Origin of the sequence: Devosia beringensis (assembly GCF_014926585.1) — a bacterium.
Classification (GTDB): Bacteria; Pseudomonadota; Alphaproteobacteria; order Rhizobiales; family Devosiaceae; genus Devosia; species Devosia beringensis.
Map to the genome: position 1 here is coordinate 3,098,248 of NZ_CP045422.1, position 17,670 is coordinate 3,115,917.

Below are 17,670 nucleotides of genomic sequence, written 5' to 3' on the forward strand. Positions count from 1 at the left end.
TCATAATAGTGCGGCAGCGGGCTTGCATGGAAGTGCGGTTTCGCGCATTCTGGGCAGACATCAGGAATTGATCCATGCCGCGCTCCCGCGCCCAAGCCATTGCCATCAGCCAGAGCGACGCCCAGCGGGCCCGCCTGATGATCGCTGCCAGCTTGCTGCTGCCGCTCGCCGCCCTGCTCCTCCTTCTTATCAGCCCCTGATCACCGGCAGCTCGAGTTTTCGAGCGGGTCGTCAGGGGATTATGCCACACGCCGCACAGCACATGTCCGGCCTCTGAGAGCTTGGCTCCGGGCCGCCTGATAGGAATGACAGCATGACCACCGCCACCGATACCAATAAAGACCGCGTCTTCATCTTCGACACCACCTTGCGCGACGGCGAGCAATCGCCCGGCGCGACCATGACGCTGGAAGAAAAGCTGCAGGTTGCCGAAGCCCTCGACGAGATGGGCGTGGACATTATCGAAGCCGGCTTTCCGATTGCCTCCAATGGCGATTTCGAGGCGGTTGTTGCAGTGGCCAAGCAGGTCAAGCGCGCCACCGTGGCCGGCCTCGCCCGCGCCATTACTGCCGATATCGACCGCGCCGGCGAGGCGGTGCGCCATGCCCAGAAGGGCCGCATCCACACTTTCGTTTCCACCTCGCCGATCCATCTGGCGCATCAGATGAAAAAGACCGAGGACGAGGTGATCGAGATCATCTCGCGCACCGTGGCCCATGCGCGCAACCTGATCGACGATGTGGAATGGTCGGCCATGGACGCTACCCGCACGCCCATGGAATTCCTCAAGCGCTGCGTCGATGCGGCCATTCGCGCTGGTGCCACCACCATCAACCTGCCCGACACGGTGGGCTATGCCGTGCCGGACGAACATTTCGCCATGTTCAAGACCATCATCGAGAGCGTGCCAAACTCTGACAAGGCGATCTTTTCGGTACATTGCCACAATGACCTGGGCCTGGCCGTCGCCAATTCGCTGGCCGGTGTGGCCGGTGGCGCCCGGCAGATCGAATGCACGGTCAACGGGCTGGGCGAACGGGCCGGCAATGCCGCGCTTGAAGAGGTGGTGATGGCGCTGCGCACGCGCGGCGACGTGCTGCCTTATCACAGCGAGATCGAGACCACCCATCTCGCCCGTGCCAGCAAGATCGTCTCGGCGGCGGCGAATTTCCCGGTGCAGTACAACAAGGCCATCGTGGGCAAGAATGCCTTTGCCCATGAGAGCGGCATTCATCAGGACGGCATGCTCAAGAATGCCGAGACCTATGAGATCATGACGCCGGCCAGCGTCGGCATCAAGGCGACCACGCTGGTGATGGGCAAGCATTCCGGCCGCGCCGCCTTCAAGGACAAGCTGCGCGAGCTGGGCTACGACTTGGGCGACAATGCCTTCCAGGAGGCCTTTGTGCGCTTCAAGGATCTGGCCGACCGCAAGAAGCATGTCTACGACGCCGATATCGTGGCGCTCGTCGATGACGAGGTCGGCTCGGTGGGCGACCGCATCCGGCTGGTCGATATGGAGGTGATCTCCAAGACCGGCGGCGTGCACAAATGCGACATGACGCTGAGCATCGATGGCGAAGAAACCAGCGTCAGCTTTGAGGGCACCGGCTCGGTCGACGCGATCTTCAATGCCATCAAACAGGGCGTTGGCCAGGAGCCGAACCTGGTGCTCTATGCCGTCGATGGCGTCACCGGCGGCACCGATGCGCAGGCCTCGGCCCATGTGCGCCTGGAAATGAATGGCCGCATCGTTTCGGGCAATGCGGCCGAGCCCGATACGCTGGTGGCCTCGGCCCGGGCCTATCTCAATGCCTATAATCGCCTGCTGATCGAGCGCGGCGCTGCGGCGCAGGGCGCGCTGGCGGGATAATCTGGAAGGCCTCTTGCCCCGACCCGTCGCGGGCCGGGGCGGGGAGGGAGCAGATGACCTATACGCTGGACAAGGTGACCGAGCCGCAGGACTGGCGCGACTATCACGCCATCCGCCGGCAGGAACTGTTCGAGGCCCGCGGGCGGCACGGCCTTTACCAGGAGAACTATCCGGACGAATACACGCCGGGTAAGCACCATTATCTGCTCAAGCTTGACGGCAGGGCGGTGGGCACGACGCGCCTTGATATCCGCGGCGACGGTACCTGTGTGTTCCGGATGGTTGCCGTCACGGCGTCGGCGCAAGGTCTTGGCCATGGCCGCGTGCTGGGAGAGATGGTGGCGGATCGCGCCCGCGCCTTTGGCGCCCATACCGCGCTGGTCAATGCGGCGCCAACAGCCGTCGGCTATTATGAAAAGTCCGGCTGGCTGCGGCATGCCTGGGACCCGACAGAACTGGTCGGGATTGGCAGCGACAGCATCCAGATGCGCAAGTTCCTCTGACCGGGCGGCGGCATGACTGGTCTGCTCGCAGTCTGCTTGCACCCTCTGGCCAATTGCGGCACCAGTGAAGCCGATTGACGCTGGAGTCGCGCATGATCTTGACGGCTGAACTGCGCGGCATGGCGACCGCGGGCCTGCTTGCCTTTGGCCTGGCACTGGTGCTGGTCAGCGTACCGAGCGGCGTGCCCGGGATCGAGCTGCTCCAAAGCCTGCGCTTTCATCTAGCCGCGCTGGGCGTGCCGCTGGCGATCCTGCTGGTGCTCAGTGGCGCACGTTGGCGCGGGCTGCTCGCAGTTGTGCTGATGCTGGCCAGCGTGGGGCAGGGGGCCCAGCCGATCCTCGACGGCATGGCACGCCGCGATGCCGTTACCGGCGCGACACTGGCCAATATCAAGGTGCTCAGCTTCAACGTTCTGGCCAATCGCGAGGGGCGGGCGGCAGCCGATTTCATCATCAGCCAGGCGCCCGATATCGCGGTGACCATGGAGACGTCGGGGATCGCCGCCTATTTCGACGACCTTGCCAAGGTGCTGCCGTACCGGTTCGGCTGCACCGACCGGCAGGACTGCGACCTTGCCATATTCTCGCGGACGCCGCTGCTCGATCCCCAGATGGTCGTAATGTATCCGTTTCAGCGCCAGCGACTGGCCTTTGCCGGCACGGTGATTGACGGGGTGCCGGTGACGATTGCGGCGGTGCACCTGTCCAAGCCCTATTTTGACGAAGCCTCATGGATGGAGCTGAACCGCGCCGGCCGGGTGCTCAGCCGGGTTGAGGGCCGGCTGATCGTGGCGGGGGATTTCAACGCCGCGGCCTGGTCCAATCAGATGGTCGAGCTCAGCGCAGCACTCGACCTGGCGCCGCCACCGTTCTATCCGGCGACCTGGCCAGTGCGGGCAGGGGCGCTGGGCGTGCCGATCGACAATATGTTCACCCGCGGCGACCTGCTGATCGATACGATCGAGGCGGCCCCCAACAGCTATGGCTCGAACCATCGCGCCCTGCTGGCCGGAATCAGCCTGCGCGAAGCGCCCTAGGCAAGGGCTGACAGGGCGCGAGGGAGAGCCTCGGCCAGCAGATCAAGCGCGGCGGGCGAACCGACGCTGATGCGGATGCAGTGGTCCAGGCCGGGTGCCATGGGCTTGCGGATGAAGATGGCCTCGTCGGACAAGGCTGCCAACAGGGCTGCCGCATAAGCGGCATCGCGGCCGGTATCGATGGTAACGAAATTGGTGGCCGAGGGCAGGGGCACAAGGCCATTGGCGGTAGCGATGTCGGCGATGCGGGTCCGGGCGGTCGCGGTGCGCGCCAGGACATCCGCCAGGTGTTCCGGCGCGGCCAGGGCGGCCACGGCGCCGGCCTGGGCGACGGCGTTGACGCCGAAATGGTTGCGCACCCGCTCGAAGGCGCGAATCGTCTGACTCTCGCCCAGAGCGTAGCCGCAGCGCAGACCCGCCATGCCATGAGCCTTGGAAAAGGTGCGCAGGCGCAGCAGGTTGGGCCGGTCCGTGTCGAGCGGCGGCAGCGTGCCCGGCGGAGCGAATTCGCCATAGGCCTCGTCGAGCAGGATCAGCGTCTGTTCCGGCACCGCATCGATGAATTCGGCGACGGCGGCGGCGCTGTGCCAACTCCCCATGGGGTTGTCGGGATTGGCCAGGTAGACCACGGCGGCAGATTCGCGCCGGGCCATGGCGGCCAGGCCGGCCAGATCCTCGGCATGATCGCGATAGGGAACGCTGACGATGCGGGCGCCGAAGCCGGTCGCATGGTAGTTCAGCGTCGGATAGCCGCCCAGCGAGGTCACCACCGCGCTGCCCGGCGGGGCATAGAGCCGGATGGCGAGGCCGAGCAGGCCATCAATGCCCTCGCCGATGACGATGGCGTCGCTGGCAATGCCGAGCTGGCGCGCCAGGGCCTGGCGCAGGTCGTAATTTTCCGGGTCGCCATATTTCCAGCTTTCGGCGACAGCGTCTGCCATGGCCGCCAGGGCCGATGGCGCCGCGCCGAACGGATTTTCATTGGCCCCCAGGCGCGCCAGGAAGGGCCGGCCGCGGCGCCGTTCCAGCGCTTCGGGGCCGGTGAAGGGCACCGATTCGGGCAGGGCGGCCGCAAGCGGGGCAAGGTCGGGGCGGGACAATGGATCGCCTTTCAGGGGTATGGCGCATCCAGCCTAACGGGGGCGAATGCGCCTACCCAGAGCCGGGATAAATGTGGCAAAAGGGTGAAATTGTCACCAGCGAGGATCATATCAACTATATCATGATGTCTGGCCAGTCCCACATGACATAATTCTTGCGTGGAAGTAATCGACAAAGCCAGCGTTTATTTTGTCGCCCCATATAGTTATACACAGGCGGTATTTTTTACATAGCCGGGAGGGGACTGTGCGGCGGGGCTTTGGCTGAAGTCTTGGTTTGGGTGGTATTTTATTCAAATTGTCGGGTCTGCGGCAGGTTTCGTGAAACTATGCAGAGGCAGTCTAGGGGGTGCGTCATCTGGTTGACGCGACTACCCCAAAATCCTCAAGGAGCTCGTGCAATGCCGACAACCTACCTCCTCGCGCGGGACCATCTGCAACAGGCCGCCGCCATATTGCGGGGATCCGATAGCCGATCACGCCAGTTGCTCAACATTGTTGAGCGCACCATCAGCCTGATCGACGACATCCCGCTTCCCGCACCCGACCACCAGGATAATGTGCTGGATTTTGCAGCCTTCAGGGCCCGTTCCGCGCACCACCACTAGTCCGATGCCGGCGCCACCTCGGGCGTTTTTCGCCAGGCGCCGGCCGACGGCGTAGCCAGACCGCCGCATGCTCTCGTGCCGAAAGCGGTTTTCTTCCAAACATTTATCCCCCGATTGCGGGGTTTTCATCCGCCTGCAGCCGGCGTCGATGACGAAAGTTTTCGCAGGCGCTAGACAGCACGGAATCCCTTTGCTAGAGAGCGCCTACTTTGGAACACCCCAAACGGGGGCGAGTAGCTCAGCTGGTAGAGCAGATGACTCTTAATCATCGGGTCCACGGTTCGAATCCGTGCTCGCCCACCAAAGTCCTTCTCCTTGCCATGTTCGGTATGCGGGTCCTGATCATCCAGGATGCCGCGTCGGCATGGCTTTGGCGCTTGAGGGCGCAGTAAGCCGGCAAGCCTGTCACCAAGCTGTCGGCGCGCCCGTAAACCGACGGAATTCCTCATACTTTCGTGGATCGGCAGCGTGAGGCCCTTTTAAGTGGCTTGCCGCGGCGCTATAGGCCTTGCCAGTATTCAGCCCTGCAATGAGGCCTTCGCATGTTCGGCATCGATCCGAGTTTTCTCAGCTCGCTTGTTCAAGTCATCCTGATCGATCTGGTTCTGGCCGGTGACAATGCAGTGGTGATTGGTCTGGCGGCGGCCGGCCTCGCCAGCGATGTGCGTCGCAAGGCCATTCTGATCGGCATTCTTGCCGCCACTGTGCTGCGCATCTTCTTTGCCCTCATCACCACGCAATTGCTGGCGCTGGGCGGCGGGCTGCTGATCGCTGGCGGCGTGCTGCTGCTCTATGTATGCTGGAAGATGTATCGCGAGCTCACCACCTCGCATGAACAGGAAGAAGAAGCGCAGGAAGCGCTCGAAGATCACGATACCAATGCCGATGGCAGCGTGGCCGGCAAGGCGCCCCGCAAGACGCTGCGCCAGGCCGTCATCCAGATCATCATTGCCGACGTCTCGATGTCGCTGGACAATGTGCTGGCTGTGGCCGGCGCCGCCGCGCATCACTTCGAAGCCCTGATCATCGGTCTGGCCCTGTCGGTCGTGATGATGGGCGTTGCCGCCACCTTCATCGCCGGCCTGCTGCACAAGCATCGCTGGATCGCCTGGGTTGGTCTGGTCATCATCCTGTTCGTGGCCGTCCGCATGGCGCTTGAAGGGCTGGGCATGTTTGTCGCCCTGCCGGAGATTCCGCTGCTCTACACACCGCATGCCGCTGCCATCGCCGCGCATTAGGCTTTGGTAACCACAGCCGGCGTTTTGTCGCCAATCCCTTGCCACAATAGGGATTTGCTCATCTGCCGGCGCTAGCTTTCCGCACGAATGCAAGTGCGGGAAGACCAGGTATGTCGGTAATGGCTGATCGTTCGAGCGCGTCGCAGGCGGATGTGCCCCCCAGGGGACGCGCCATCACCGCTGCGCTGCCGGTACTGCAAACCCTTCTGGTCAGCGGGGCGGAGTGGGACCGGACCATCGCCGCTTTCGACGAAGTCTGCCAGGAACAGCTCTATGCCTTTGCTGCGGCGCGCTGGCCCTCGGTGCAGCATGAACCCATGCTGTTTCTGCTCGATGGCGAGGTGGTGGGCGGCTCGCTGATGATGGTGCAGCCCTTGCCGCTGCGGCTGGGTCATATCGCGGTCTCCAAATGGGGGCCGATGCGCAAGGACATCTCCCGCCCCGACGCCGCGGCGATCCATGCCGGCATGGTCGAGGCGCTGATTGCCGACTATGCCGACCGGCGCGGCCACATGATCTCGGTGCTGGCCTGGGCCGCCGTGACGCCCGTCAACGCGCCCCATGCCTATCTGGAAGCGCGCGGCTTCAAGCGCGGCTCGGCGCTGATGTTTCCCAGCCGCTATATTGTCAATCTGCGGCTCGACGATGCGGCGCAGCGCAAGAGCCTGCACCAGAAGTGGCGCTATCACCTCAACAAGTCCGAAAAGGCCGGGCTGAGCTTTGAACATGCCGGGCCCGAGCGCCTGCCCGAATTCGACCTGCTTTATACGGCCATGAGCGATCGCAAGCAGTTTGCCGACCATTCGGCCTATGACAGCGTCGCCTCGCTGATGACGCTGGATGACGGGTTGCGGCCCGAGCTGTTCTTCGTGCGCCATGAAGGCGTTGTCGTGGCTGGCGCGCTGATCTTCACGGCCGGCGACCGGGCCGTCTATCTCTATGGCGCCACCAATGATCAGGCGCTGCCGCTGCGGGCAGGCTATTTCATGCACTGGCACATCATCCGCTGGCTGCGCGACCATACCCGGGCCGGCTGGTACGATCTGGGCGGTACCGACGGCTTCCAGGGGCTGCATCAGTTCAAAAAGGGCATGGTGGGCGAAGCCGGGGTGATCGAACCGGTGCCGCCGGTGGCCAATTATGCCAGCAACCGGCTGGCCATGCTGGCCGGCACGGCCGCCTTTGCGGCGCGCGACGGCCTGCACCAGGTCAAGCGCGTGGTGGGTGGCTGGCGCAACCCCAAATCCCTGCCGACCCAGACGCGCTCGGGCGGCGACGAGGCGGGTCAATGAGCCTGCAGCGACGCCTCGCCTCGCAGTCAAGCATCATCTTTGCCGCCCGCCTGGGTGGCGCCGGCCTGATCTTTGTGGCGCAAGCGCTGATCGCCCGCATCTGGGGCGCCGAGCTGCTGGGCGAGTATCTGGTGGTCATGGCCACGGTCAATCTGGTGGCCATGGTGATGCCGCTCGGTTTCAGCACGGTGGGCACCTATTTCACCTCCGAATACCGGGCGCGGGGCGAACGTCGGCAGCTGCATGTCTTTGTCGGCTGGGCCTATGGCCATGTGCTGGGTGTGCTGGTGCTGCTGCTGCTGGGCGGACCGCTGGTGCTGGACCTGCTCGGCCTGGGCAATAGCGCGGTGGCGCATCATTTCATCCCGATGGCGCTGATGGCCTTTGCCGCGGCCAATGTCTTTGTCAGCGGCGCCATTCTGGTGGGCCTCAAGCGCCCCTTTGCAGGGTTTTTTGCCGATGCCATCTTCCGCCCCATGCTGGTGATCGGAGCGTTTGTCGGCACCATGGGCTTTGCTGCGCCGAGCCAGGGCCTGGCCACCATGCTGTGGAGCGTCGCCATCGGCTTTGTCGTGGTTTCCCTCGTGCAGGTGGGCATTACCGTCACCTCGCTCCGGGGTGTGCCCGATACGGCGCCGCTGCGGGCGGGCGAAGCGCGCCGCTGGTGGCGCTTTGCCCTGCCATGGGTGCTGATTTCGCTGGCAACGGACTTCTTTTTTGACATCGACCTGCTGCTGCTGAGCCAATCGCTCAGCCGCGAGGAGCTGGCGGTGTTCGGCGTCTGCACCCGCATCTTTGCCCTGATCTCGTTCGGCGTGGCCGCCGTCTATGCGGTGACCCTGCCCGACATGTTCGAGAGCGAAGCCAAGGACGATCGGCTCGCCTTCAACCGCAAGGTGGGGGAGGCCAATTTCGTCGCCAGCGGCCTGTCCATCGTGCTGTTCCTCCTGATGCTGATTGGCGGGCCGTTTGCGCTGATGCTGTTCGGCCCCAGTTTTGCGGTCGGCGCCGCGCCGCTTGCCGTGCTGACCCTGTCCCTCGTGGTGCGCTCGGTGATGGGACCGGCCTCGCTGGTGCTCTCCATTCACGACCGGCCCTATGCCAGCCTGCCCTCGGTGGCCCTGGCCGTGGTTACGCTGGTGGTCGGCAATAGCCTGCTGGTGCCGCCGCTGGGGCTGATGGGCGCCGCGCTCAGCGCGCTCATCGCTATCACCGTGTGGTCGGTGGGGCTGTGGTGGATTGCGCTGCGCACAGCCAAGCTCGATGTGTCGATCTTGCAGTGGTTCCGGACGCGGCGGGCCGACGCGGTCAACGCCTAGGGGCAGGACTCAGGCGCCGACCAGGCCCGCAAGGCGCTTCTTCAGCAGGCCGAGGCGGCCTATATTGACGCCACTGTCATAGTCGTCGCTCACCTTGGTATAGGTCTTTCCAATCAGCAGGTAATCCTGGCCGAAAATGTGCTGCTCGAGCAGGCAGATCTCGGCATAGCCATAGCGGCGCAGCAGCATGCGGGCGACCTCATTGTCCGGGCGCACGAAGGTATAGGCCTTGTGGAACCGACCATTGTCCCAGTGTGCGTCAAAGGCCCGCATGCCGAACATGCCCAGCTTAGTCTGGCGGTGCGAGGGGAAGACCCAGCTCCAGTAGCGAAACAGCGAGCCGGTTTCCGGCCCCGATACCATGGCGCCACCGGGCACGCCGTCGGCGCACATGATCATGATGTGCCAGGGATCGATCGCCATCAGATTGCGCAGGAAGACCTTGTTGAGCCGCGCCGACTCATGGGCCTTGAAGCGGTCGTTGTAGTGGGGCGAGGTGGCGATCACATCGACCAGCTCTTTGTGGATCAGATCAATGTCGGCGGGCGTAGCGGCCCGGATGGTCATTTCGGCCATGATGCAGTTCCCCACTATAAGGGGCAATTCTAGCAAATTCGCAGGCAAAGCCGAAGGCGTCTTGCCGCATGCAGTTAACACCGGGGCTAATGCCAATGACGGGACATACCTAATTAGTCGCATGGTCAAGCCCTTGCCGGGTGCAGGGTGGGTCAGTAGAACGGGTGTGGGAGAGATAAGGGAGGATAGTATGAGCGAGCAGCTCGTATTCCAGCCAAGTGCGGCTGCGATCGCACGCACCCATACGACGGCGGCGCAGTACAATGAAATGTACCAGCGCTCGATCAGCGATCCGGACGGGTTCTGGGGTGAACAGGCCAAGCGCCTGGACTGGGTGAGGTTTCCCACCAAGGTCAAGAACACCACGTTCGCGTATCCGGACGTCTCGATCAAGTGGTTCGAGGATGGCGTGCTCAATGTCGCCGCCAACTGCATTGACCGGCATCTGGCCGAGCACGGCGACGATATCGCAATCATCTGGGAACCCGATGATCCGAATGCTCCATCCGAACATATCAGCTATCGCACGCTGCACGAAAAAGTCTGCCGCTGCGCCAATGTCCTGAAGTCGTTGGGCGTCCGCAAGGGCGACCGCGTCACTATCTACCTGCCGATGATTCCCCAAGCCGCCTATGCCATGTTGGCCTGCGCCCGCATCGGCGCGGTGCATTCGGTGGTGTTTGGCGGCTTTTCGCCCGACGCGCTGGCCGGCCGCATCAATGACTGCGACTCGGCCGTGGTGATCACCGCCGATGAAGGTCGTCGTGGCGGCAAGACCGTGCCGCTCAAGGCCAATGTCGACAAGGCGCTCGAGGATTGCCCCGGCGTGTCCAAGGTGCTGGTGGTGCACAATACCGGCGCTGCGGTGGCCATGAAGGGCAGCCGCGACGTGTGGTGGCATGAGGCCGCCGCCGGCGTCGAGCCGTTCAACGACCCCGAGCCGATGAATGCGGAAGACCCGCTGTTCATCCTCTATACCTCGGGTTCCACCGGCAAGCCCAAGGGCGTGCTGCACACCACGGGCGGCTATCTGCTCTATACGGCGCTGACGCATGAGCTGAGCTTTGACTATCAGCGCGGCGAAATCTTCTGGTGCACGGCCGATGTCGGCTGGGTTACCGGGCACAGCTATATCGTCTATGGGCCGCTGGCCAATGGCGCCACCACGGTGATGTTTGAGGGCATTCCCACCTATCCCGATGCCAGCCGGCTCTGGCAGGTGGTGGAAAAGCACAAGGTCAACATTTTCCACACCGCGCCAACTGCCATTCGCGCGTTGATGGGGGCAGGGGTGCAATATGTCGACAAGCACGACATGCCCAGCCTGCGCCTGCTCGGCACGGTGGGCGAGCCGATCAATCCGGAAGCCTGGATGTGGTATTACAACCAGGTCGGCAAGGGCCGCTGCGAGGTGATCGACGCCTGGTGGCAAACCGAAACCGGTGGCCACATGATCGCGCCATTCCCCGGCGCGACGGCCAAGAAGCCCGGTTCGGCCACGGTACCGTTCTTTGGCATCAAGCCGATCGTGCTGTCGCCCGAGGGCAAGCTGCAGACCCAGACCAAGGCTGAGGGCGTCCTCGCCATCGCCGATAGCTGGCCGGCCCAGGCTCGTACCATCTGGGGCGATCATGGCCGGTTCGTCTCGACCTATTTCGAGACCTACAAGGGCTACTACTTCTCCGGTGACGGCTGCAGGCGCGACGAGGATGGCTATTTCTGGATCACCGGGCGCGTCGACGACGTGCTCAACGTATCCGGGCATCGCCTTGGCACGGCCGAGGTCGAAAGCGCGCTGGTGGCCCATCCCAAGGTCTCCGAGGCCGCCGTGGTGGGCTATCCGCACGATATTAAGGGGCAGGGCATCTACTGCTATGTCACCCTGATGGCAGGCGAAGCCAGTTCGGACGAATTGCGGATCGAGCTCAAGAACTGGGTGCGCAAGGAAATCGGACCGATCGCGACGCCGGACCTGATCCAGTGGGCGCCCGGCCTGCCCAAGACGCGCAGCGGTAAGATCATGCGGCGGATTCTGCGCAAAGTGGCGGAGAACGACTTTGCTGCTTTGGGCGATACTTCGACCCTGGCCGACCCCGGCGTGGTCGACGATCTGGTGGCCAACCGGCAGAATCGCTAGGCCGACAAAGTCACGGGCGGAGACCCCAAGATCTCCGCCCGATCAAAGGCAACGGCATCGCGAACCGGAAGGTTGAAGAACGGCCCGCACTCCAAGTCGCCCGCCAGTAGAATTACATCTTTTTCATGTCATATCAGCCCCCTAAGTGCCGCCGAGGCAATAATTTGAACGGCGGCACTGTTTTGACCGAATTCAAATGCACCGTGCAGCGGTGATTCTGATCTGGATTGGCCTGTGAAATCCTTTTTTGTCCGCGTTCTATACGCAGTATTGCTGATGCTCACGCTCCCCGGCATGGCCGGTGCGGCAAGCCTGGAGCAGATGGTCGGCCAGATGATCGTGGTGGGTTTCCAGGGCGACGATGTCGATGATTCGGCCGTGGTGGCGCTGCGCGACGAGCTGGCCGCCGGACGGCTGGGTGGCGTCATGCTGCTCAAGACCAATATCAAGAGCCTGGACGCCGTCGGCAAGATGAATGCGGCCTTCCGGGCGGCGTCGCCCGAGTTGTTGCCGTTCATCACCCTGGACCAGGAGGGCGGGGCGGTCGAGCGGCTGACCAAGGATGTCGGCTTTGCCGAGATCCCGAGCGCCGCCGCCGTCGCTGCCAGCAACAGCCCGGCTCAGGCCGAGGCGATCTATGCCCGCATGGCGCGCGCCATCGCCGCTTTAGGCTTTACCGTCAATTTTGGTCCGGTAGCCGACGTCAACCTCAACCCGGACAATCAGGTCATCGCCCGGTTCGGGCGCGCCTATAGCGCCGATCCGGAAAAGGTCGCCGACTATGACGCGGCCTTCATCGCGGGCCACCACGCCGCCGGCCTGCTGACGGCGCTCAAGCATTTTCCCGGCCATGGTTCCTCGACAGCCGACAGCCATGAGGGTTTTGTCGATATCACCACGACCTGGCAGAAATCCGAGCTCGATCCCTATCGCAGGCTGCTGGCCGCCGATGCGGTGGACATGGTCATGGTGGGTCACCTCTACCATGCCGATTATACCGACGCCGGCACGCAGACGCCCTCGTCGCTTTCGGTGCAGTGGATCGATGGCGTGCTGCGCGGCGAGCTGGGCTATGACGGCGTGGTGATCAGCGATGATCTCGAGATGGGCGCCATTCGCGACCATTTCACGCTGGAAGAGACCGTGACGCAGGCCGTGCGGGCCGGCATGGATATCCTGCTGTTCTCCAATACGGCCAAGTATCATGCCGGGTTGGGCCAGGAAATTCTCGACATCCTGCTGGCCGAGGCCAAGGCCGACCCGGCCTTTGCCGCGCGGATAGAGCAGAGCTATGCCCGCATCGTCGCGCTCAAGGCCAGCCAGGCCGACGGCGACTGATCTGCGGTCGCGGCTGGTTTCCCCACCTTCTCTGTGCCAAAGGTTCCCTCGCGGGCAAAGCGCAGATAAAGTCCGCCCCACGAAGCAGGAGTCGTTGCTTGATGGCGGATGACCGCGAGGTCCGGCAGGTCCGGGCCATGTTCATATCGGACGTACACCTGGGCATGAAGCCGATCCGGGTGGGGCAGCTCATTGAGTTCCTGCGCGCCCATGACGCCGAGACCATTTATCTGGTCGGCGACATCCTGGACGGTTGGCGCCTGGCCAAGGCCTGGCACTGGCCCAATGAATACAATGTGCTGGTGCAGCTGCTGCTCGACAAGGCCAATGCCGGCGCCAGGGTGATCTATCTGCCCGGCAATCACGACGAATTCCTGCGCGAATATCTGGGCACGTTCTTCGGCGAGATCGAATTCGTCGATCGCACCGTGCATACCACGGCCACCGGCAAGACCTATCTGGTCATTCATGGCGACCAGTTCGACGTGGTGGTGATGAATGCCAAGTGGCTCGCCCATGTCGGCGACTGGGCCTATAACGCGGCGCTCCGCGTCAATATCGCCATCAACTGGGTGCGCCGCCGGCTTGGCCTGCAATACTGGTCGCTCAGCGCCTGGGCCAAGCAGAAGGTCAAGAATGCCGTCTCGATCATCGGCCGCTTCGAGGAAGCCCTGGTGCACGAGGCAAAGGAATCGGGCGTCGACGGGGTGATCTGCGGCCATATCCATTTTGCCGCCATGCATGAGCGGCTGGGCATCCACTACATCAATACCGGCGACTGGGTCGAAAGCTGCACGGCGATCGTGGAAACCCCCGAAGGGGCGTTCGAGTTGATCAAGTGGACCGAAATGGTGGTGGCCGGCGAGCCGCGCAAATTCCGCCTGCGCCGGGCCGCCAGCTAGCGTCAAACAACCGTCACAGAGCGTTCACGCAGCCGACTTGGACTCGGGGGAGATTGTTCGGACAATCGAACCTGTGGCGGTGCTGCTATGTCCTATCCGGTCCAAGCTTCGTCTTCCCCGCGCCTGCTGATCGTCACCGATGCGTGGCGACCGCAGATCAACGGCGTGGTGCGTACTCTTGAGAGCGTCGGCAAGGAGCTGACCCGCACCGGCCATGAGGTGCATTACCTCACGCCGGAGCGGTTCTGGACGCTGCCGGTGCCGAGCTATCCGGAGGTGCGCATCTCGCTGGCGAGCCTCGGTGCGGTATCGCGCCAGATCAAGGCTGTCGGTCCCGACCACATCCACATCGCCACCGAAGGGCCGCTGGGCCTATTGGCCCGACAATATTGCATCGACCGGCGCCTGGGCTTCACCAGCAGCTTCCATACCCGCTTTCCCGAATATCTGGCCATGCGCGTGCCGGTGCCGGCGGAGTGGAGCTATGGCTATCTGCGCTGGTTCCACGCCGCGGCGGCGCGCACCCTGGTGCCGACGCCTTCGCTGCGCGATGACCTCATCGCCCGCGGCTTTGTCCGCCTCGGCCTCTGGACACGCGGCGTTGACGGCGAGCGCTTCCACCCCGGCCCCAAGACCCGCTTCACCGATCTGCCAGGTCCGCATCTGCTCTATGTCGGCCGCGTCGCAGCGGAAAAGAATGTCGAAGCCTTTCTCAGGCTCCAGGTGCCCGGCACCAAGATCGTCGTGGGTGACGGGCCCGATTGTGCCCGGCTGATGCGCGAATTTCCCGACGCGGTGTTCATGGGCTATCGCCATGGCGAGGAACTGGGCGAGCTCTATCGCAGCGCCGATGTGCTGGTCTTTCCCAGTCGCACCGACACGTTCGGCAATGTCATCACCGAGGCGCTGGCCTCGGGCACGCCGGTGGCGGCGCTGCCGGTCACCGGGCCGCTGGACGTACTCAGCGACAAGCGGGCCGGCGCATTGCATGAAAACCTCAATGTGGCCGTGGCCCGCGCCCTGACGCTGCGCCGCGAGGATGCCCGCCGGCATGGCGAATTGTTCACCTGGGCGGCCAGTGCCCGGCAGTTGCGCGATGCACTTGAACCGCTGCAGCGGCGTCTGGCTGCCACGGGCTGAACGCAACGTTGCAACAGAGGGCTTGCGTTGTCGGACGCGCCGAGTCACCAAGGTTCCGGGCACTGATTTGCCCGGAGTCTACCTTTCATGTCTCTGCTTCCTGCGCGTCTGGCGAGCCCCGAGGCGCGCGCATCCCTCTATCAGTTCACCGTCTATCTGCCGGGCGCCGTCAGTTCGGTGTTTCTGGGCATCTGGCTGAGCGAGCATGGGCTGCCGGCCGATCAGATCGGCATCATCAATTCCATCCCTATGCTGTGCCTGCTGGCCATCAATACGCTGGTCGGTCGCCTGGCAGACCGCGCCAAGGACTGGCGCAGCGTCATCATCATCCTGTCCATGGTGGGCGCGGCGGTGCCGTTCGGGCTGTTCTTCGTCAACGAGTTCTGGGGCATCATGCTGGTGTGGTCGCTGGTGACCATGTGCACCGGCTCGATTCCGCCCATCATCGACGCGGCCTCGGTGCGCATGACGCGCCGCAATGGCACCGATTTCGGCGCCGTGCGCGCCTGGGCGACGGTGGGCTATGTGGTGGGGGCGGGTGGCATCGGCATGCTGATCACCGTGTTCGGCGCCTATGCCTTTGCGCCGCTCTTCGTGGCCATGTCGCTGCTGCGCGCTGCGCTCAGCCTGCTGCTGCCGCAGTTCCGGGCGCCCGAACAGGCCAAGACGCTGGCCGCGACCATCCCCACCAAGCTGCGCGACTCGCTCAAGCCCTGGTTCGTGCTGCCGCTGGTGGCCTTTGCGCTGATCAATGCCAGTCATGCCCTGATCGGCGGCTTTGGTGGCCTGCTGTGGCACCAGAATGGCATTCCGGACTATTATATCGGTCCGTTGCTGGCCATTGCCGCCACCGGCGAGGCCGTCATGATGTTTGCCTGGCGCCGCTTTGGCGGCCGCATCACGGCGCGCAACATGATCCTGGCGGCCTGCATTGCCTCGCTGGTGCGGTTTACCGCCATGGCGTTCAACCCGCCGGTGGAAGTGCTGTTCCTCGTGCAGATGCTGCATGCCATCAGCTTTGGCGTGGGGTATTTCGGCGTGGTGCACTTCATCGCCAACTGGACCGACGAATCCAACGCCGCCGAGGCGCAGGGCTTTGCCAATATGCTCAACCAGGGCATGGCGGTGCTGGGGCTGGCGGGCTTTGGCTGGCTGGTGGTGCGGTTCGGCAGCTATGCCTTCTTCGCCTCCTCGGTGGTTGCCGTGCTGGCCATTGTCTGCGTGCTGGTGTCGCTGCGCATTCGTCCGCCCAAGGATGCGTGATCGCGCCCTCTGTCGACAGGTTGGGGCATGGTGTCCCGGCCTGACTGCCCAGCGGGTTTTCCCGATCGGGTCGAACCTTGAGTTACCCCCATGTTGCTCACCCCGGCCCCGGCGCGCCTGACCCCTGAACAGCGCACCACGGCGTTCTATTTCACCTATTTCATGGGGCCAGGCGCCGCCGTGGTGTTTCTGCCGATCTGGCTGAGCGAAAAGGGCATCAGCACCGAGCAGATCGGCCTGATCAACGCCGTGCCGGTGCTCATCATCCTGCTGCTCAACCTGGTGGTGGGGCGGGTGGCCGACAAGGCCAGCGACTGGCGGCAGGTGATCGTGATCGGCGCCCTGATCGGCGGCATCGTCCCGATCGGCCTGCTCTTCGTCAATGAATTCTGGGGCATCCTGCTGTTCTGGACCCTGTGCAGCCTGCCCGGTGGCGCCATCGGCCCGGTGCTCGATGCCGCGGCCATGCGCATGACGCGTCGTAATGGCAGCGATTTCGGCACCATCCGCGCCTGGGGCACTTTGGGCTATATGCTGTTCAACGTGCTGACGGGGTTCCTGGTGGTCTGGTTCGGCTCGGCGATCTTCGTGCCGCTGTTTGTCGGGCTGGCGCTGTTGCGCGCCGGGGTCGCCCTGCAGCTGCCGGCCTTCCGGGCCCCGCTAGGCCAGCCGACCATCGCGGCGACGCTGCCGGCCGCCGGCAAGCTGGCCGAGATCATCGTGCAGCCCTGGTTCTTCCTGCCGCTGGTCGGCTTTTCCATGGTGTTCGGCACGCATATCTTTCTCAACGGCTTTGGCGCGCTGCTGTGGAAGGAACAGGGCATATCGGAAGACGTCATCGGGCCGCTGATTGCGCTCGGCTCTGCCTCGGAGGCGGGCATGATGTTCCTCTGGCGCCGCTTTGGCGGTCGCCTGTCGGCGCGCCACATGATCCTGATTTCGGCCGGGGTATCGGTGTTGCGCTGGATCGCCATGGCCTTTGCCCCACCGGTGCCGGTGCTGGTGGCACTGCAGCTGACCCATGGCATCACCTTTGCCATCGGCTATCTGGGCTGCGTGCACTTCATCGCCAACTGGACCAGCGAGGATATTGCCGCCGAGACGCAGAGCCTTTTCACCGTAGCGCAGCAGGTGATGTCGGTGATCGCGCTGATCGGCTTTGGCTGGGTAATTGGCCTCGTCGGCAACCAGGCCTATCTGATCGCGGCGCTGGTCGCCCTTGTCGGCGCGATCTGCATCTGGGGCTCCCTGCAGCTGCAGTCGACCAGGGACAGCTGAACCGGGCAGGGCGCCCGGGCCATGGATCCCCCACGGAGTTTCGGTTCATGGGGAAGAGGTAGCAGC

16 protein-coding genes and 1 tRNA gene are annotated in these 17,670 nt (G+C 63.9%); 15 read left to right on the top strand and 2 right to left on the bottom strand.

The window, feature by feature from the left end; all coding sequences use genetic code 11:
- Positions 1 to 74: 74 nt before the first annotated feature.
- The 4 genes from GDR53_RS19890 (at position 75) to GDR53_RS15100 (ending at position 3,413) form a co-directional block, all read left to right on the top strand.
- Positions 75 to 200: a hypothetical protein gene (locus GDR53_RS19890; protein WP_269802196.1), complete on the top strand. Its 126-nt coding sequence runs from the start codon at positions 75 to 77 to the stop codon at positions 198 to 200.
- 113 nt (positions 201 to 313) lie between these two features.
- Positions 314 to 1,873 carry a 2-isopropylmalate synthase gene (locus tag GDR53_RS15090; protein ID WP_193335280.1) on the top strand — a complete coding sequence of 520 codons (1,560 nt, stop codon included), beginning with the start codon at positions 314 to 316 and terminating at the stop codon, positions 1,871 to 1,873.
- 53 nt (positions 1,874 to 1,926) lie between these two features.
- Positions 1,927 to 2,376: a GNAT family N-acetyltransferase gene (locus GDR53_RS15095; protein ID WP_193335281.1), complete on the top strand. Its 450-nt coding sequence runs from the start codon at positions 1,927 to 1,929 to the stop codon at positions 2,374 to 2,376.
- Positions 2,377 to 2,468: 92 nt separating this feature from the next.
- Positions 2,469 to 3,413, top strand: a complete 945-nt coding sequence (locus tag GDR53_RS15100; RefSeq protein ID WP_193335282.1) for an endonuclease/exonuclease/phosphatase family protein — start codon at positions 2,469 to 2,471, stop codon at positions 3,411 to 3,413.
- On the opposite strand, the gene GDR53_RS15105 is transcribed toward GDR53_RS15100, so the two are convergent.
- Entirely contained in the window at positions 3,410 to 4,513 is a 1,104-nt protein-coding gene (locus GDR53_RS15105) for a pyridoxal phosphate-dependent aminotransferase (protein WP_193335283.1), read from the bottom strand. The two genes, GDR53_RS15100 and GDR53_RS15105, sit on opposite strands and share 4 nt — an antisense overlap.
- Positions 4,514 to 4,914: 401 nt before the next feature.
- On the opposite strand from GDR53_RS15105, the gene GDR53_RS15110 reads away from it, so the two are divergent.
- The 5 genes from GDR53_RS15110 to GDR53_RS15130 all read left to right on the top strand — a co-directional run bounded on the left by GDR53_RS15110 (position 4,915) and on the right by GDR53_RS15130 (position 8,970).
- The gene (locus GDR53_RS15110; RefSeq protein ID WP_193335284.1) at positions 4,915 to 5,121 is read left to right on the top strand and encodes a hypothetical protein; all 207 of its coding nucleotides are present in this window, start codon (positions 4,915 to 4,917) and stop codon (positions 5,119 to 5,121) included.
- Positions 5,122 to 5,348: 227 nt separating this feature from the next.
- Positions 5,349 to 5,424 (top strand) — tRNA-Lys (locus tag GDR53_RS15115).
- Between the two features lie 239 nt (positions 5,425 to 5,663).
- The gene (locus tag GDR53_RS15120) at positions 5,664 to 6,359 is read left to right on the top strand and encodes a YjbE family putative metal transport protein (RefSeq protein WP_193335285.1); all 696 of its coding nucleotides are present in this window, start codon (positions 5,664 to 5,666) and stop codon (positions 6,357 to 6,359) included.
- 119 nt (positions 6,360 to 6,478) lie between these two features.
- Positions 6,479 to 7,651, top strand: a complete 1,173-nt coding sequence (locus GDR53_RS15125) for a lipid II:glycine glycyltransferase FemX (RefSeq protein ID WP_193335286.1) — start codon at positions 6,479 to 6,481, stop codon at positions 7,649 to 7,651.
- Positions 7,648 to 8,970: a lipopolysaccharide biosynthesis protein gene (locus GDR53_RS15130; RefSeq protein WP_193335287.1), complete on the top strand. Its 1,323-nt coding sequence runs from the start codon at positions 7,648 to 7,650 to the stop codon at positions 8,968 to 8,970. The genes GDR53_RS15125 and GDR53_RS15130 overlap by 4 nt, the downstream gene beginning before the upstream one ends.
- A 9-nt stretch (positions 8,971 to 8,979) precedes the next feature.
- Here the strand turns inward: GDR53_RS15130 and GDR53_RS15135 are convergent, their stop codons facing one another.
- Positions 8,980 to 9,546, bottom strand: coding sequence for a hypothetical protein (locus GDR53_RS15135; protein ID WP_193335288.1), 567 nt, complete (start codon positions 9,544 to 9,546; stop codon positions 8,980 to 8,982).
- A 190-nt stretch (positions 9,547 to 9,736) separates the two neighbouring features.
- On the opposite strand from GDR53_RS15135, the gene acs reads away from it, so the two are divergent.
- From acs to GDR53_RS15165, 6 genes are all read left to right on the top strand, one after another.
- The gene (gene acs, locus GDR53_RS15140) at positions 9,737 to 11,683 is read left to right on the top strand and encodes an acetate--CoA ligase (protein ID WP_193335289.1); all 1,947 of its coding nucleotides are present in this window, start codon (positions 9,737 to 9,739) and stop codon (positions 11,681 to 11,683) included.
- A gap of 276 nt (positions 11,684 to 11,959) precedes the next feature.
- Positions 11,960 to 13,021 carry a glycoside hydrolase family 3 protein gene (locus tag GDR53_RS15145; RefSeq protein WP_193335290.1) on the top strand — a complete coding sequence of 354 codons (1,062 nt, stop codon included), beginning with the start codon at positions 11,960 to 11,962 and terminating at the stop codon, positions 13,019 to 13,021.
- 101 nt (positions 13,022 to 13,122) lie between these two features.
- Positions 13,123 to 13,923 (top strand): UDP-2,3-diacylglucosamine diphosphatase, encoded by an 801-nt coding sequence (locus GDR53_RS15150; protein ID WP_193335291.1) that lies wholly within the window; start codon positions 13,123 to 13,125, stop codon positions 13,921 to 13,923.
- A gap of 87 nt (positions 13,924 to 14,010) precedes the next feature.
- The gene (locus tag GDR53_RS15155) at positions 14,011 to 15,063 is read left to right on the top strand and encodes a glycosyltransferase family 4 protein (protein WP_193335292.1); all 1,053 of its coding nucleotides are present in this window, start codon (positions 14,011 to 14,013) and stop codon (positions 15,061 to 15,063) included.
- An 87-nt stretch (positions 15,064 to 15,150) separates the two neighbouring features.
- Positions 15,151 to 16,326 carry an MFS transporter gene (locus tag GDR53_RS15160; protein WP_193335293.1) on the top strand — a complete coding sequence of 392 codons (1,176 nt, stop codon included), beginning with the start codon at positions 15,151 to 15,153 and terminating at the stop codon, positions 16,324 to 16,326.
- Positions 16,327 to 16,416: 90 nt separating this feature from the next.
- A complete protein-coding gene (locus GDR53_RS15165; RefSeq protein WP_193335294.1) occupies positions 16,417 to 17,604 on the top strand; it encodes an MFS transporter in 1,188 nt (395 codons plus the stop codon).
- Positions 17,605 to 17,670: the final 66 nt, after the last annotated feature.

Bases quoted from the DNA above. Each gene is read 5' to 3' on its own strand.
- GDR53_RS15100 (WP_193335282.1), top strand. From the start codon at position 2,469: ATGATCTTGACGGCTGAACTGCGCGGCATGGCGACCGCGGGCCTGCTT.
- GDR53_RS15090 (WP_193335280.1), top strand. From the start codon at position 314: ATGACCACCGCCACCGATACCAATAAAGACCGCGTCTTCATCTTCGAC.
- GDR53_RS15155 (WP_193335292.1), top strand. From the start codon at position 14,011: ATGTCCTATCCGGTCCAAGCTTCGTCTTCCCCGCGCCTGCTGATCGTC.
- GDR53_RS15150 (WP_193335291.1), top strand. From the start codon at position 13,123: ATGGCGGATGACCGCGAGGTCCGGCAGGTCCGGGCCATGTTCATATCG.
- GDR53_RS15145 (WP_193335290.1), top strand. From the start codon at position 11,960: ATGCTCACGCTCCCCGGCATGGCCGGTGCGGCAAGCCTGGAGCAGATG.
- GDR53_RS15165 (WP_193335294.1), top strand. From the start codon at position 16,417: ATGTTGCTCACCCCGGCCCCGGCGCGCCTGACCCCTGAACAGCGCACC.
- GDR53_RS15135 (WP_193335288.1), bottom strand. From the start codon at position 9,546: ATGGCCGAAATGACCATCCGGGCCGCTACGCCCGCCGACATTGATCTG.
- GDR53_RS15110 (WP_193335284.1), top strand. From the start codon at position 4,915: ATGCCGACAACCTACCTCCTCGCGCGGGACCATCTGCAACAGGCCGCC.
- GDR53_RS19890 (WP_269802196.1), top strand. From the start codon at position 75: ATGCCGCGCTCCCGCGCCCAAGCCATTGCCATCAGCCAGAGCGACGCC.
- acs (WP_193335289.1), top strand. From the start codon at position 9,737: ATGAGCGAGCAGCTCGTATTCCAGCCAAGTGCGGCTGCGATCGCACGC.
- GDR53_RS15095 (WP_193335281.1), top strand. From the start codon at position 1,927: ATGACCTATACGCTGGACAAGGTGACCGAGCCGCAGGACTGGCGCGAC.
- GDR53_RS15130 (WP_193335287.1), top strand. From the start codon at position 7,648: ATGAGCCTGCAGCGACGCCTCGCCTCGCAGTCAAGCATCATCTTTGCC.
- GDR53_RS15160 (WP_193335293.1), top strand. From the start codon at position 15,151: ATGTCTCTGCTTCCTGCGCGTCTGGCGAGCCCCGAGGCGCGCGCATCC.
- GDR53_RS15125 (WP_193335286.1), top strand. From the start codon at position 6,479: ATGGCTGATCGTTCGAGCGCGTCGCAGGCGGATGTGCCCCCCAGGGGA.
- GDR53_RS15120 (WP_193335285.1), top strand. From the start codon at position 5,664: ATGTTCGGCATCGATCCGAGTTTTCTCAGCTCGCTTGTTCAAGTCATC.